Consider the following 15,065-nt stretch of genomic DNA (forward strand, 5'->3'; position numbering starts at 1 on the left):
TTCGCCAGGGCCGAATCCCGCCGGGTAGTCTCACCAAGGCTTTACAAAACGAACAAAGGTTTCACTGTGGTGGGGAACGCGGGAAAGTATGCCGTTCCGGTGCTCGGGGCGGTACTCGTACTGAGTCTGACGGCCTGCGGGGGCGGGGACGACAAGAAGAGCGCGGGGAGCGCGAAGCCGAGCGGGAGCGCGAGCGCGGCAGCCAAGAGCGCGGACCGTCTGGACGTGCGGGCGGTGCTCAAATCGGCGAGCAAGAAGACGTCCGAAGCGACGGCCTTCAAGATCGTTCAGACCACGAAGAACAACGAGGGTGACAAGCGCGTCGAGGAGTCCTGGCGCAGGAAGCCGGCGCCATTCACCACCGTCAAGTCCATCAGCAACGCCCCCGGCAAGCCGGGCAAGGAGTCCTACAGCATCGTCACCGGCGGATTCGTCTACACCAAGACCGACCAGGTCCCGGCGTCCGGCAAGAGCTGGTTCAAGATCGAGACCAAGGCCGGTACCGATCCGCAGCGGACCGAGGGCCTGGCCTCCGACCGTCTGGCCGTGCTCCTCGCCTCGGCCACGGGGCGAGTCGGCGAAGAGACCGTCAACGGCCGCCTCGCCGACCGTTACCAGGCGACGGTCACTATGGCGGACCTCGCCCATTACGACCGACCGGATCTGAGCAAGGAGGTCCGCGACGGTTATCTCGCCGACGCCAAGGAGGCGGGCCAGGCGTCGGTCGTCCTGGACATGTGGATCGGCAAGGACGACCTCCCGCTGAAGTCCCAGCAGCGGGGCAAGGGCAAGCACGGCGACGAGGACGTGACCGAGGTGTACTCGGACTACGGGGTCGCCCCCAAGGAGCAGGCCCCGCCCGCGTCGGACGTGCTCACCTGGGACGAGTACATGGACGCCCTGATGAAGGGCTGACGTCCACCGTCGAAGCCGCGTGCGGTCGCGCTCGTGGCGCCGCCCGCGTCGCGGCTGTAGCTCGACTTCCGCCAGCCTGGACCGTGCGTCCAGGCTGGCGGACTGTCTGCAACTATCTTGTCAGAGCTAGCAGTTGGGGTGTGTGCTCCTGCCCGCGAAGCGGTCCGCCAGCCAGTTCGCGGCCGGGATTCCGCCCACCGTCACCCCGCCGATGTGGCCGAGCAGCGGCAGCGCGTGCCATTCCACGTTCGTACCCCTGGCGCACCAGTCGGAGCGGAGCTGCTGGCCGACCGCGTACGGGATCAGTTCGTCGACCGTGCCGTGGTAGAGGTACACCGGCGCGTCCGGGCGGTGGGTGCCGAGCTTGGATTCGGCCAACCTGGCCTGCCAGTCGGGCTGTTGGAGCGGGTTGTTCACGGTCAGGTCGGTGATGTGCTTGAACGAGCCCACCGTGGTGTCGACGGCCACGCAGTTGTTCTTGAAGTAGTCGACGAGCGCCTTGCCCGCCGGGTTGAGGTACGAGTTCAGGTTCAGCTCGGGGAAGGCCGCGTCCTGGCCGGCCGCCGCCATGAAGATGAGTCCGGAGCCGAGGCCGCCGTCGTTGGAGGACGCGACCTTCATCAGGTCGGCCGGGACGCCGCCGGTCGCGGTGCCCTTCACCTTCAGGTCCGGCGCGTACGAATCGTGCAGCTCGGCGGCCCAGCTGCTGGCCTGGCCGCCCTGCGAGTAACCCATGATCCCCACCGGGGAGTTGGCGTCCACGCCGGGGATGCCGAGGCGCTCGGCGGCGCGGGCCGCGTCCAGGACGGCGGTGCCCTCGGCGCGGCCGACCGTGTAGGTGTGGTCGCCGGGCGTGCCGAGACCCTCGTAGTCGGTGACCGCGACCGCCCAGCCGCGCTGGACGACCTGGTTGATCAGGGTGGCCTCGACGGCGGTGCCGTAGGGGAAGTTGGCGCTCGGCGCGCACGAGTCGCCGAGGCCGACCGTGCCGACGGCGTACGTCACGACCGGGCGCGGGCCGGTGCGGCCGTCGTTCGGCACGATCACCGTGCCCGAGACGGTGTTCGGGGCGCCCTTGGCGGTGGTGGAGCGGTAAGTCACGTGCCAGGCACGGGTGTTGGTCCACTGGCCGGGCAGCGGGTGGAACTCGGTGGGGGACTGGGTGACGATGTCGCCGGGCGACGCGGTCGCCGTGTCGTCGGCGAACGCGGTGGGGGTGGCTGCCGAGAGGAGGAGTGCGGCGGTGATGGCACCGGCCACTCTGGTACGGACGTGCATGCGGCTCTCCCAACGGTCCGGTGGGGCGCGGGCAGTTGAGGAGAAGGTAGTGACTGACCGGTAGGTATGGAGCTGACCGTACCGCTCACCTTCGCTGGCCTCGCCGACGACACGGCGCGCTCCCGCCGGCCGCGCCGAGGACACCGCCCACCGTCGCCGGCCGCGCCGACCCGGCGGCTTCAGTGGTCGAGGCGGTACGCGCCCGGGGTCGTGCCCGTCCAGCGGCGGAAGGCGCGGTGGAAACTGGTGTCCTCCGAGAAGCCGAGCCGGGCCGCGATCTCCGCGATCGGCTCGCGGCCCTCGGCCAGGCCCGCGATCGCCGCGTCCCGCCGCACCGCGTCCTTGAGCTGCTGGAACGAGGTGCCCTCGCGGGCGAGGCGGCGGCGCAGGGTGGCGGGTGACATGGCGAGGCGGGCCGCCGTCTCCTCCAGGGTGGGCAGCCGGGGAGTGGCGCGCAGGGCGGCCGAGAGGGCCCGGCCCACCTGCTCGCCGACCGTCGTCCCGTAGGCCCGGCGGCTGAGCAGTTCGAAGGGCGAGCGGCGCAGCATCTGCCCCAGTGCGGCCTCGTCACGCACGAGCGGCGCGGTCAGCCAGTGCGCGTCGAACGTCACCTGGGTGCGGGTGCCCCCGAACCGGACCGGGCAGCCGAACAGCGACTCGTACTCCTCCTGGTGCGGAGGCGGCGGATAGCCGAAGGCGGCCCGGGTCAGCGGGATGCGGCGGCCCACCAGCCAGCTGCACAGGCGGTGCCAGATGATGACGAGGCACTCGGTCAGGAACCGGTCCTCGTCCCGGCCCCCGAGGTCACCCCGTACCGCGAACACCGCGTCCGCGCCGCTCACTTCGAGGGCGAGGTCGGGGCCGCCCGCGAACAGGCCGTAGAAGGTGGTGCCGCGCCGCATCGCGCCGCCGAGGTCGGGGCAGCCGAGCACGGCGTAACACATCATCGCGAAGGTGCCGGGGCGGCTGGGGGCCCCGCCGAGCCCGAGGAATTCGTCCCCGGTCGCCCGGTACAGGGCCCGGAAGAGCAGGGCGAACTGGGCCGGGGTAACCCGGGCCCGGTCGTCGCCGAGCAGCAGCGGGGGGATGCCGGACGCCTGGAGCAGCGGCACGGTGTCGATGCCGTGCCGCTCGGCGCCGCGCAGCACGGCCCGTACATGGTGCACGGTGATCGTCGGCTTCGCCATGGTCAACGACGGTAGCCGGGTTGAGCGTTGAGGTCAGCCGGGGTGACGTTTCCCGTCATCCCCGAGGGCCCCGGGCCGTACCTACCGTCGGGTACATGACCCTCCAGAGCCCGCACCAGGAGCCGTCCCCGCGTCCCTCGACGCTCGCCGTGTTCACCGAGTGGGCGGCCGGACGCCACCCGGACCAGCCGGCCCTGCGGTTCCGTGACGCGGACGGGGGGTGGGCGTCGGTCAGCTACGCCGAGCTGCGCGACACCGTGCGCCGCACCGCGCGCGGACTGCTCGCCCTCGGCATCCGGACCGGGGACCGGGTGGCGATCCTCGCCGAGACCCGCCCCGAGTGGACGTACGCGCACTTCGCCTGCCTCGCGGCGGGCGCGGTCGTGGTGCCGGTGTATCCGACGGCGGGCGACGAGGAGGCCGCCTGGGTGCTCGCGGACTCCGGCGCGAAGGCCGTCATCTGCGAGGGCCCGGCCGAGGCGGCCCGCGTGGAGGGGCTGCGCGGAAAGCTGCCCGCGCTCGACCACGTCCTCCTGATGACGGGGCAGACGGGGCAGAAGGGCGCTACGGGGGCGCCGGAGGGATCGGCCGTGCCGCCGGCCGGCCTCGCGGACCGGGCCGAGGCGGTGTCGCTCCCCGATCTCCTGGCCCGCGCCGAGGCCGTCGGGCCGGACGACGACGCCGAACTCGTCTACACCTCCGGCACCACCGGTCTGCCCAAGGGCTGCCGGCTCACGCACGGCAACATGGGCGCGGTCCAGGACGCCACGCTGCACCTCATCGAGGGCGCCCCCGGCGACCGCACGTACCTCTACCTGCCTCTCGCGCATCTGCTCGCGCAGCTCATCCAGTTCTCCACCCTCCTGTACGGGGGCGAGCTCTGCTATTTCGGCGGCCGGATCGAGGACGTCGTCGGTGAGCTCGCCGAGGCGCAGCCCACTCATCTGCCGTCCGTACCAAGGCTGTTCGAGAAGGTCTACTCGGTGGTGCGCTCGCTCGCCGAGGCCAAGGAGGGCGGCGGCGAACGCTTCGACGCGGCGGTCGCCGTGGGCGTCCTCGCGGCGGAAGGGCGGCTTCCGGCCGAGCGCCGGGCGGAGTACGAGGCCGCCGACGCCTCGCTGTTCCAACTGGTCCGGGCGGCCTTCGGGGGCCGCCTTCGCTGGGCGCTCACCGGCGGCGCCCCGATCGACCCGACCGTCCTGGACTTCCTGCGGGCCTGCGGGATCCGGGTCTTCGAGGGCTACGGCATGACCGAGTCCGCCGGGGTGATCTCGCTGAACCACCCGGGGGCGGTGCGCTACGGCACGGTCGGGCGGCCGGTCCAGGGGTGCGAGGTGAGGATCGCGGACGACGACGAGGTGCTCGCCCGGGGCCCGATGATCTTCCCCGGCTATCACGCGAACGCGCACGGCACGGCCGAGGCGCTCGACGCGGAGGGGTGGCTGCACACGGGCGACCTGGGGGCGCTCGACGCGGACGGTTACCTGACGATCACCGGCCGCAAGAAGGACCTGATCATCACGTCCGCCGGAAAGAACCTGACCCCCTCGCACGTGGAGCTGGCCATCGAGCGGTCCCGCTTCGTCTCGCACGCGGTGATGGTCGGCGACCGGCGCCCGTACCCGGTCGCGCTGATCACGGTGGACGGGCAGGAGACGGCGGGGCGCGGGCCCGAGGAGGTCCGCGCGCTGGTCCGGGAGGCCGTCGACGCGGCCAACGCGCAGGTGTCCCGGCCGGCCAGGATCCGGGACTTCGTGGTCCTGCCGCAGGACTTCAGCGTGGAGAGCGGGGAGCTGACCCCGACGCTCAAGGTGCGGCGCAGGGTGGTGATCGAGCGGTACGCGGCCGAGATCGAGGGCCTGTACGGCTGAGGGGGCCCGGCGCCGGGAGGCCGGGGCGCGGTCGTGGTCCCGTGCGCCAAAAGGCAGGAGCCCCGGTCCATCAGGACGGGGCTCCTTGGGTACTGCTAAGTCAGCGATCGCCAACCCGGGCAAGTTAGGCCGGGGTGACGTTCTCCGCCTGCGGGCCCTTCGGGCCCTGAGTGACGTCGAAGTTCACGACCTGGTTCTCCTCCAGGGAGCGGAAACCAGACGCGTTGATCGCGGAGTAGTGGACGAAGACATCCGGGCCGCCGCCGTCCTGGGCGATGAAGCCGAAGCCCTTTTCAGCGTTGAACCACTTCACGGTTCCGGTAGCCATAAGCCCTCCTTGGGCCAAAGGGTTGCCCTGCTCCAGAACCTGCAAACAAGTCTGAAAACTACAAAAGCCTGCGGGTTACATGCTCCGCAGGCTCTGTACTGCAAGGGAAACCAAACTGCAACTTGCGCTGAGCGTAGCACGCAGCTCAGGTGCGGCGGTAGAGGGAAAGATCACTCCGCTCGCACGTTTGACCGGCGGCTGAGCAGGTGATCAACCACCCTCCCCGGAGGCATCGCGCAAGCTCCCGGGAGGAGGTGGGCGGGGCCCGGCGCGGTCCACGGAGTGGGACGGGTCTAGCCTCGCCATGTGGACAATTCAACCAGCCCCCAGCGCCAAGGCGGCCGGCCGCGCGTCGGCCACATCCAGTTCCTCAACTGCCTGCCCCTGTACTGGGGCCTGGCACGGACGGGCACGCTGCTCGATCTGGAGCTGACCAAGGACAGTCCGGAGAAGCTGAGCGAGCAGCTGGTGAACGGCGATCTCGACATCGCGCCGATCACCCTCGTGGAGTTCCTGCGCAACGCGGAGGATCTCGTCGCCTTCCCGGACATCGCGGTGGGCTGCGACGGGCCCGTCATGTCCTGCGTGATCGTCTCGCAGCGGCCCCTGGAGGACCTGGACGGGGCGCGCGTGGCGCTCGGCTCCACCTCGCGGACCTCCGTACGCCTGGCGCAGCTCCTGCTCGCGGAGCGGTACGAGGTGACCCCCGACTACTACACGTGCCCGCCCGACCTCGGCCTGATGATGCGCGAGGCGGACGCGGCGGTGCTGATCGGGGACGCCGCGCTGCGGGCCTCGCTGCACGACGCCCCGCGGCTCGGGCTCCAGGTGCACGACCTGGGCGCGATGTGGAAGGAGTGGACGGGCCTGCCGTTCGTCTTCGCCGTGTGGGCGGCCCGCAAGGACTACCTGGCCCGCGAGCCGGAGCTGGTCCAGCAGGTGCACGAGGCGTTCCTGGCCTCGCGCGACCTCTCCCTCGAAGAGGTCACCAAGGTCGCCGAGCAGGCCGCCCGCTGGGAGGTCTTCGACGCCGAGCTCCTGGAGCGCTACTTCACGACGCTGGACTTCCGCTTCGGGACCCAACAGCTCGAAGGCGTACGGGAGTTCGCCCGGCGCACCGGCCCGACGACCGGGTTCGCCGCGGACGTCGACGTGGAGCTGCTCGCCCCGTAACCGCATGCGGTCCAGGACCGCCCGGTCTCAGGAGGACGGGACCGGGGCGAGCATCTGCTTGCTGATCCACTCCATGGTCCCCTCGCCCATGCCCTTCACGTAGGTGTGCGCGTTGTGGGTGCCGTCCTGGATCACCTGGAGGCGGGTCTTCACCGGGCCCTTGCCGTACGTGGCGATGAACTGCTTCACCTTCGGCACGACGGTGCCTTCCTTGGTGCCCACCTGGAAGGCGAGCGCGACCTCGGGGCCCTTCTTGTCGATGAGGTCCTGGGCCAGCTTCTCCGGGTTGTTCGCCTGCTTCTCCGCGTCGTGCCCCGCCCACAGCGGGGAGTCCGGCACGATGTCCGGGCCCGAGGCGATCGCGGCCTTGAACAGGTCGGGCCGCTTGAGCACCGACTTCAGGCCGACGAAGCCGCCCGAGGACGAGCCCATGAAGGCCCAGCCGTCGCGGGACTTGAAGGTGCGGAAGTTGGCCCGCACCAGGTTCGGCACGTCCTCGGTCATCCAGGTGCCCATCTTCGGCTGCCCCGGGATGTCGCTGCCGTCGTAGTAGTGCTTGGCGTCCGGGTTGAGGACCGGCATGACGACGATGAACGGCAGGCTCTTGCCGGTCTTGGACCACTCCGAGATGCTGCTCTGGAGCTTGAGGTCGGTGCCCATCCAGTAGTTCTTGGGGTAGCCGTTTCCGCCGGGCAGCGCGATGAGCACCGGGAAGCCGCTGTTCCGGTACTTCTCGTCGAAGTACTGCTTGGGCGCCCACACCCACACCTTGCCGGTGAAGCCGGACTTCGCGCCCTTGAGCGTGGTCACGCCGATCTTGGTGCCGTCGCCGAGGCTGCTCTGCGTGGTGAACGCGGCCTTCGGCCCGGTCGGCAGCAGAGTCTGCGCCGCGGCTCCGTTCTTGCCGGAGGGGTCCTCCTTAGCGGAGGCGTCGCCGTTCTTCTGGCCGCCCTGCGTCGAGGCGCCGGCCGACGGGCTGCTCGGGCCCGAGTCGAAGCTGACCGGCTTGCCCTCGTCGGAGCAGCCGGTGACCAGCATGACCGCGCCGATGGCGGCGGCTGCTATCAGGGCGGCGGGACGACGACGGTTCATTCGGGGGCTCCGGGAATCTGAGTTCTGGGCACGGGCGTTCTTGCGGACGTTCTTCTTGACGGCGTTCTTCCGGTCCGCGTTCTTCCGGGTTCTTCCGGTCCATGTTCTGCCGGAACCGGGCGCCCCGGGCGGGGTGCGGGCGGTGTATCGGATGATTGCGACCGAACTACGCCATTCAAGAGGATGGAACAAGCCACCAGGTTCGCTCATGCGCGCACCGGATCCGTCCCGTTCGAGGGTGATCCCGCGCACGTACGCCCCCACGCTGCTGTCCGACGCCCTCTACGCTGCTGTCCGACCGGCTTGACCAGGGGGACGTTGGGGGAGCACCGGATGCTGTCGTTGCAGCCACTGGAAGCGGGCGAACCCCGCACGATTGGTGCCTACCGGCTGCTCGGCCGGCTCGGCGCGGGCGGCATGGGCCGGGTCTACCTGGGGCGCAGCGCGGGCGGCCGCACGGTCGCGGTCAAGGTGGTGCATCCGCACTTCGCGCTGGACGAGCAGTTCCGGGCGCGCTTCCGGCACGAGGTCCAGGCGGCCCGCCGGGTGGGCGGCCGGTGGACCGCCCCGGTCCTCGACGCGGACCCGGACGCACCGGTTCCGTGGGTGGCGACGGGCTATGTCGCGGGCCCCTCGCTGACCCAGGCCGTCCAGGGCCGCGGCCCGCTCCCCGCCGAGTCCGTTCGGATCCTCGGCGCGGGCCTCGCCGAGGCGCTGGCCGCGGTGCACGCGCTCGGCCTGGTCCACCGGGACGTGAAGCCGTCCAACGTGCTGCTCACCCTCGACGGGCCCCGCCTGATCGACTTCGGCATCGCCCGCGCCACCGACGGCACCGCCTCGCTCACCGCGTCCGGAGTCTCCATCGGCTCGCCCGGCTACATGTCGCCGGAGCAGATCCTGGGCCGCGGGGTGACCGGCGCCGCCGACGTCTTCTCGCTCGGCGCGGTCCTCGCGTACGCGGCGACCGGCGAGCCGCCCTTCCCCGGCGACTCCTCGGCGGCCCTGCTCTACAAGGTGGTGCACGAGTCGCCCGAACTGGGTGCGGGCCTCACCGGCGAGCTGCGCGAGACGGTCGCCGCCTGCCTCGCCAAGGACCCCGCGGCCCGCCCCGCCCCCGCCGCACTCGCGGCCCGGCTGGCCCCGGCGGGCGCGGCCGGGCTGGTCCGGGACGGCTGGCTGCCGGGCCCGCTGGTGGAGGAGGTCAGCCGGTCCGCGGTGCGGCTGCTCGACCTGGAGCCCGGGGAGCCGACGCGCGGCTCGGGCCCGATTCCCTTCACCAGCGCGGCAGTCGGGGGAGCGGCGGAGCCGGACACCGGCCCGCAGTCCGCCTCCGCCGGAGCCTCCGCAGGCGCCTCCGCCGGCGTCTTCGGCCCGCCGGACGCCTCCTACACCGCCCCCGCCTCCGGCGACCGGGCGGCGGGCCATTCGGCGAGCCCCCTGCTGGCGTCCGGCGACCGGGCGGCGGGCCCCGCAGCGAGCCCCCTGTCCGGCCCTCCGCCCGGCGCTCCGCCCGGCCCCGGCACGCCCCCGCCGACGGCTCCGCCGCGCGTGGCCCTGACCGTGGGGGCCGCGGCCGAACCGGGTGCGAACGGGCGCGGCCGCCGGGTCAGCTGCACGGTCGCCCTCGCGGTCGCGGGCGCCCTCGCCGCGGTCACGGTCGGCTCGGCCTTCCTCTTCGACCTGCTGCCGGGCCGCGGCGGCGAGGCCCCCGCCACGGGCGCGAGGCCACCCGCCTCGACCGCGTCTCCGGGCTCCCAACAGGCAGGCGTACCAAGCGAGTTCATCGGCACGTGGCAGGGCGTACTCACCCAGGACAACGGCACCTCGGGGTACGAGTACACAGCGGTGATCACCAGGGGCGCGAACGGCGCGGACGTCGTGCACACGACCACGACCCTCGGCCCGCTCCAATGCCACGGCGTCGGTGCGCTCGACTCGGCCACCGCGACCGAACTGCACATCACCGAACGCACCGACCCCACGAAGCCGGGAACCATCGGCTGCACCGGCGCGACGGCGACGATGACGTACACCCTCCAGCCGGACGGCAAACTCCACTTCGCCTCCCAGGAGGCGGCGGCGGGGCGGCCCACGGGGGAGCTTGCCAAGGCGGGAGGCTGATTCCAGGGGGCGGGGCGCAGCCCGGGAGGCGACACCCTCCGTATGCCCGTTCCCGAGGGAGCCACTAGCCTCGGGGCGAGCGGATGGCGATGGGCCGGGCGGGCCGACGGGGGAGTGAAGACGACCATGCGAGTCCTGGTGACCGTTGTGCAAGAAGGGGCGCCCCCGAGCGATGTCGTGGTCGACGCCGACGACGACGCGACCGCACGGGACGTCGCGCTGGCCCTGGCGGCGGCCTCGGGCATCGGGCCGGGCCAGGCGCACCCCACCGTGGTGGCGCTTCCCGGCACTGTCCTCGACCCCAGGTACGGCGGCCGTGGGGCCGAGCCGACCCTGTGGGCCGACGGGCACCGCTGCGAGCCGGATGCCCCGGCCGGCCGGATCCTGCGGGACGGCATGCGGATATCGGTCGACGACTCGCTGGGCCCCCTGCTCCGCAACGGCGAGCCGGTGGGCTGGTTCGAGCTGCGCGTGGCGGCCGGTCCGGGCGCGGGGCGGGTCGTACGTCTCGCCGTCGGTACCGCGACCTTCGGCTCGGCCACGACGTGCACCCTGGCGACGCCCGACCCCGCGCTGGCGCCCGTCGCCGCCCTCGTCACCGTCGACGTCCAGGGCCGGGCCACCCTGACCCCGCAGGGCGGAGCCACCCTGCTGCTCGACGAGGAACCGGTGGAGCAGGCGCGGGACTGGCCGCTCGGCGCCTTCGTCAGGGCCGGGGACTCGCTGTTCGTGCTCGACCGGGTCGTGGAGCCGGACGCCCACCTGTCCGCGACCGGAGAGGGCGGCCTCGCCTACAACCGCCCGCCGCGTCTCTCGCCCGTGCGCCCCCGACCGCGGCTCCTCCTGCCGGTCCCGCCGTCCAAGTCCGAGCGCGCCCGGTTCCAGATGATCGCCGCGCTCACACCGATGGTCTTCGGCCTGGCCATGTACTTCATGACCAAACAGGTCTACATGCTGCTGTTCTGCGCGATGACGCCGGTGATGATGATCGGCCAGTGGGTGAGCGACAACCGCGAGGGCAAGCAGCGGAACAAGAAGTCGCTCAAGCAGTACAAGAAGGATCTCGCCGAGTACGAGGCCGAGTTGGTCCGCCTGGGCAAGGAGGACCAGCGCAATCGCCGGGCCGACAACCCCGACCCGGCCGAGGTCCTGCTCTTCGCCACCGGGCCCCGGCGGCGGCTGTGGGAGCGCCGGAACACCGACATCGACGTCCTGCGGCTGCGGGTCGGTGTCGGAAGCCTGCCCGCCGACATCGAACTCGCCCACGGCCAGGGCGCGTCCTACGGCGAGGAGCAGCCCGCGCCGCCCCTGCTGTCCGACGTGCCGGTCATCCTGTCGTTCCCCGAACTCGGCGTCGTCGGCGTCTCGGGAGACCGGGCGCGGGCGCTGGCCACTACCCGCTGGCTCACGGTCCAGGCCGCGGTGCTGCACAGCCCGCGCGACCTCTCTCTCGTCCTCCTGTCGGCCTCCCTGCCGGCGGCCGCCGACTGGAGCTGGGCGCACTGGCTGCCGCACGCCGCGCCGCAGCAGGGCCAGGACTGCGTCGCCCTGGTCGGCTCCGACAGCGAAACCATCGCCCGCCGGGTGAACGAGCTCCTCAACGAGCTGACCCGGCGCAAGGCCGCCAGGGAGAGCTCGGGCAGCATGATGAGCGGCCTGCCCGGCAGCGAGCCGCACGTCCTGCTCGTCCTCGACGGGGCGCGCCTGCTGCGCCGCATGCCGGGCGTGCCCCAACTCCTGCAAGAGGGACCGCAGTACGGGATCTTCGCGCTCTGTCTCGACGAGGACGACCGGCTGCTCCCCGAGGAGTGCAAGGCCGTCGTGTGCTGGACACCGCAGTCGCCCGCTCACGTGAAACTGCGCGGCTCAGGGCTCGAAGCCGTGGGCGAGGTCCTTGCGGACCAAGTGGGCCCCGAGTGGTGCGAGTTGCTCGCCCGTTCCCTCGCCCCGGTCCGGGACGTCAGCCGCGACGACGCCGGTGGCGCCCTGCCCACCGCGGCCCGGCTGCTCGCTCTGCTGGGCATGCCCGACCCGGCCGGCGCCGACATCGAACGGATCTGGCGGTCGGGCGGCTCGACGACGGCGGCGCCCATCGGGATCGCGGCCGACGGCACCTTCACCCTGGACATCCGCAGGGACGGCCCGCACGCGCTGGTGGCGGGCACCACCGGCGCGGGCAAGTCCGAACTGCTCCAGACGATCATCGCCTCGCTGGCCGTGGCCAACCGGCCCGACGCGCTCAACTTCGTACTGATCGACTACAAGGGCGGCAGCGCCTTCATGGACTGCGCTCAACTCCCGCACACGGTGGGCATGGTGAGCGACCTCGACGCCCATCTCACGGAACGCGCGCTCGCCTCGCTCGCGGCGGAACTGCACCGCCGCGAGACGATCCTCTTCGACACCGGCACCAAGGACATCGAGGACTACAACGACACCCGTCGATTGCGGCCCGATCTGGAGCCCATGCCCCGACTCGTCCTCGTCATCGACGAGTTCGCCTCGCTGGTGGCGGAACTGCCCGACTTCATCGCGGGTCTCGTCGACATCGCACGCCGGGGCCGCTCCCTCGGCGTGCACCTGGTCCTCGCCACCCAGCGGCCGGCCGGTGTGGTCAGCGCCGACATCCGGGCCAACACGAACCTGCGGATCGCCCTGCGGGTGACGGACGGCTCCGAATCCATGGACGTCATCGACGCCGCGGACGCGGGTGCCATCGCGAAGTCCACCCCCGGACGCGCCTATGTCCGCTCCGGGGCCCAGTCCCTGGTCGGCGTCCAGTCCGCGCGCATCGGCGGCCGTCGCCCGGCCACGGGCAGGAGTGGCCCCAAGGCGACGCTCTCCCCGCTGCCCTGGACCGCGTTCAGCCGGTCGCTGCCCCGCGCCGCGGAGTCGGAGGACGACGGCACGATGGTCACCGACCTCGCCGTACTCGTCGGAGCCATCCGGGACGGCTCCGACAAAATGGGCTTCCCGGCGCCGCGCAGCCCGTGGCTGCCCCCGCTGCCCGAGCACGTCACCCTTGACTCGCTGACCGCCGCGGCAGGCCCCGCGCCCGGGCACGGCGACGTCCCGCCCATCGGCTACGCCCTGACCGACCTGCCCGCCCAGCAGGCCCGGAAGCCGTTCGCGCTCGATCTCGTCGGAGGCGAACACACCATGCTGGCCGGCGGTGCCCGTTCCGGGCGGTCGACGGCGCTGCGCACCCTGGCAGGTTCGCTCGCCCGGACGGCATCGCCGCGCGATGTGCACGTCTACGCGATCGACTGCGGCTCCAACGCGCTGCTGCCGCTGGTGCGGCTGCCGCACGTGGGCGCGGTGGTCAACCGGGACGAGCCGGACCGGGTCCGCCGACTGCTCGACCGGCTGCTCGCCGAGATCAGCCGGCGCCAGCAACTCCTCGCCCTGGAGGGCGCGTCCAGCGCCGCCGAGCAGCGGGCCTCGGCCGCCCCGGAGGACCGGCTGCCCTGGATGGTGCTGCTCCTCGACAGCTGGGAGGGCTACTTCTCCACGTTCGAGAACTACAACTACGGCCAGCTCATCGAGCAGGCCCAGCGGATCTTCCGGGAGGGCTCCGCGGTCGGCCTGAAGGTGGTCATGACCGCCGACCGCAGCGGCCTCGGCGGACTGGTCGCCTCCGCCTTCCAGGACCGGCTGATCCTGCGGTTCGCCGACCCCAACGACTACTCGATGGCGGGTCTCCAGCCACGCGAGGTGCCCAAGAACATGCCACCGGGCCGGGCCCTGCGGATCACCGACACCGGTACGGAGGAGACGCAGATCGCACTCCTCGACGAGGACCCGACCGGCCAGGCCCAGGTACGGATGCTCCGCGAGATCGCCGAGCAGGCCCGCGCGGTCCACGGACGTACACCCGCTCGTTTCGCCCCGATGAGGGTGGACGCCCTCCCGGCCCGCATCACGGCCGCCGAGGCGATGGCCCTCGACTCCGACTTCGCCCCGCCGTCCAAGCTGTGGGCGCTGCTCGCGGTCGGCGGCGACGAACTGGCGCCCGTGGGCGTCGACTTGGAGGAGTCGGGCCCCGGCTTCGTCATCGGTGGGCCGCCGAAGTCGGGCCGCTCCACGGCGCTGATGTGTGCGGCGGAGTCGCTCCTGGCCCAGGGCACGCCGGTGGTCCTGGTGACCCCGCGCCGCTCTCCCCTGCGCGACCTCGAAGGGCGCGAAGGCGTCCTCGGCCTCCTGGACGCGGAGGCCAGGGAGGACGACCTGGAGGAGCTGCTGGAGAAGGCCGAGGGCCGTCCGTACGTACTGCTGGCCGACGACGCCGAACTGCTCCACGACACCCGGCTCGACGAGGCCCTGGAAGCCCTGCTGCGCAAGGGCGCCGACGGCGGGCTCGGCCTCATCGCGGCCGGCACGACGGACAGCCTCTCGTCCCAGTACCGCGGCTTCGCGACCGCCGCCCGCAAGTCCCGCAACGGCCTGCTGCTCAACCCCCAGAACTCGCAGGAGGGCGAACTGTTCAACATCCGCCTCCCGTCGAACATCGGCAGCGGTCAGCCGGGCAGCGGACTCCTGGTGTCGGGCGGGACGTTCCGGCCGGTTCAGGGGGTCATGCGGGGCTGAGGGGCCGCCGCCTGCCGGCCCGCATGCCGGTCGGTGGCGCGCACGACTGCGGGGCGCCCCGAATGAATCGGGGCGCCCCGCGGAGCACTTCATCCAACCGATCCCGTACGGATCAGGTCGCGCGCTCGATGTTGTCGGCGCTGGTCGACGCGGACTTCTGGGCGTCGTGCAGGGTGTCGACCCACTTGGAGAACGTGGTCCGGGCGTCTTCCCAGTCGTGGCGGAACTGGTCGGCCTTGGGGCCCTTCCAGTAGCCGGTGCTGCCGGACGTCGACGAGTTCAGGTTGCTGATGATCGTCTGCAGGTCGTGCGCGCTCCGACCGAACAGCTTCGCCAGGTCCCTGAGTTCCTTGAGACTTGCTCCGCGTTCCATTGCGTTCCTCCCCGTGTCACTGTGTTACCGAAAAAACCCTCGGCAACAACTGACGCTACCGCACCACCGATGGTTCCCGTAAAGGGGCTTCGAATAGCGGGTGTTGTGGGGAGGGAAGGGGCTGCTTGTCCGTATCTGAC

General features: G+C 71.9%; 10 protein-coding genes. 5 read left to right on the plus strand and 5 right to left on the minus strand.

Features of this window, described 5'->3' with window-relative positions; translation table 11 throughout:
* The first annotated feature begins 69 nt into the window (after positions 1 to 69).
* Entirely contained in the window at positions 70 to 915 is an 846-nt protein-coding gene (locus CG740_RS31705) for a hypothetical protein (RefSeq protein ID WP_100578740.1), read from the plus strand.
* 126 nt (positions 916 to 1,041) lie between these two features.
* Here CG740_RS31705 and CG740_RS31710 read toward each other — a convergent pair whose 3' ends face one another.
* Together CG740_RS31710 and CG740_RS31715 are read right to left on the minus strand one after the other, a co-directional pair.
* Complete coding sequence (locus CG740_RS31710) at positions 1,042 to 2,193, minus strand: lipase family protein (RefSeq protein WP_100578741.1); 1,152 nt, start codon at positions 2,191 to 2,193, stop codon at positions 1,042 to 1,044.
* A gap of 179 nt (positions 2,194 to 2,372) precedes the next feature.
* Positions 2,373 to 3,380 (minus strand): AraC family transcriptional regulator, encoded by a 1,008-nt coding sequence (locus CG740_RS31715; RefSeq protein WP_100578742.1) that lies wholly within the window; start codon positions 3,378 to 3,380, stop codon positions 2,373 to 2,375.
* Between the two features lie 95 nt (positions 3,381 to 3,475).
* Between CG740_RS31715 and CG740_RS31720 the strand changes: the two genes are divergently transcribed.
* Entirely contained in the window at positions 3,476 to 5,251 is a 1,776-nt protein-coding gene (locus CG740_RS31720) for an AMP-dependent synthetase/ligase (RefSeq protein WP_100578743.1), read from the plus strand.
* A 124-nt stretch (positions 5,252 to 5,375) separates the two neighbouring features.
* Here CG740_RS31720 and CG740_RS31725 read toward each other — a convergent pair whose 3' ends face one another.
* Positions 5,376 to 5,579 (minus strand): cold-shock protein, encoded by a 204-nt coding sequence (locus tag CG740_RS31725; RefSeq protein WP_003967102.1) that lies wholly within the window; start codon positions 5,577 to 5,579, stop codon positions 5,376 to 5,378.
* A 306-nt stretch (positions 5,580 to 5,885) separates the two neighbouring features.
* On the opposite strand from CG740_RS31725, the gene CG740_RS31730 reads away from it, so the two are divergent.
* Positions 5,886 to 6,752, plus strand: a complete 867-nt coding sequence (locus tag CG740_RS31730; protein ID WP_100578744.1) for a menaquinone biosynthetic enzyme MqnA/MqnD family protein — start codon at positions 5,886 to 5,888, stop codon at positions 6,750 to 6,752.
* Between the two features lie 27 nt (positions 6,753 to 6,779).
* On the opposite strand, the gene CG740_RS31735 is transcribed toward CG740_RS31730, so the two are convergent.
* Positions 6,780 to 7,844, minus strand: coding sequence for an alpha/beta hydrolase (locus CG740_RS31735; protein WP_234376591.1), 1,065 nt, complete (start codon positions 7,842 to 7,844; stop codon positions 6,780 to 6,782).
* A 342-nt stretch (positions 7,845 to 8,186) separates the two neighbouring features.
* Between CG740_RS31735 and CG740_RS31740 the strand changes: the two genes are divergently transcribed.
* On the plus strand, positions 8,187 to 9,965 hold the full coding sequence (locus CG740_RS31740; protein WP_100578822.1) for a serine/threonine-protein kinase: 1,779 nt from the start codon (positions 8,187 to 8,189) through the stop codon (positions 9,963 to 9,965).
* A 126-nt stretch (positions 9,966 to 10,091) separates the two neighbouring features.
* Complete coding sequence (locus tag CG740_RS31745) at positions 10,092 to 14,552, plus strand: FtsK/SpoIIIE domain-containing protein (protein WP_100578745.1); 4,461 nt, start codon at positions 10,092 to 10,094, stop codon at positions 14,550 to 14,552.
* A 112-nt stretch (positions 14,553 to 14,664) separates the two neighbouring features.
* Here CG740_RS31745 and CG740_RS31750 read toward each other — a convergent pair whose 3' ends face one another.
* The gene (locus CG740_RS31750; RefSeq protein WP_100578746.1) at positions 14,665 to 14,925 is read right to left on the minus strand and encodes a WXG100 family type VII secretion target; all 261 of its coding nucleotides are present in this window, start codon (positions 14,923 to 14,925) and stop codon (positions 14,665 to 14,667) included.
* Positions 14,926 to 15,065 lie beyond the last annotated feature (140 nt).

The organism is Streptomyces sp. CB01201 (genome assembly GCF_002803085.1).
Classification (GTDB): Bacteria; Actinomycetota; Actinomycetes; order Streptomycetales; family Streptomycetaceae; genus Streptomyces; species Streptomyces hundungensis.

Coding starts and splice junctions, on each gene's coding strand:
- CG740_RS31710 (WP_100578741.1), bottom strand. CDS start 2,193: ATGCACGTCCGTACCAGAGTGGCCGGTGCCATCACCGCCGCACTCCTC.
- CG740_RS31715 (WP_100578742.1), bottom strand. CDS start 3,380: ATGGCGAAGCCGACGATCACCGTGCACCATGTACGGGCCGTGCTGCGC.
- CG740_RS31720 (WP_100578743.1), top strand. CDS start 3,476: ATGACCCTCCAGAGCCCGCACCAGGAGCCGTCCCCGCGTCCCTCGACG.
- CG740_RS31725 (WP_003967102.1), bottom strand. CDS start 5,579: ATGGCTACCGGAACCGTGAAGTGGTTCAACGCTGAAAAGGGCTTCGGC.
- CG740_RS31735 (WP_234376591.1), bottom strand. CDS start 7,844: ATGAACCGTCGTCGTCCCGCCGCCCTGATAGCAGCCGCCGCCATCGGC.
- CG740_RS31745 (WP_100578745.1), top strand. CDS start 10,092: ATGCGAGTCCTGGTGACCGTTGTGCAAGAAGGGGCGCCCCCGAGCGAT.
- CG740_RS31750 (WP_100578746.1), bottom strand. CDS start 14,925: ATGGAACGCGGAGCAAGTCTCAAGGAACTCAGGGACCTGGCGAAGCTG.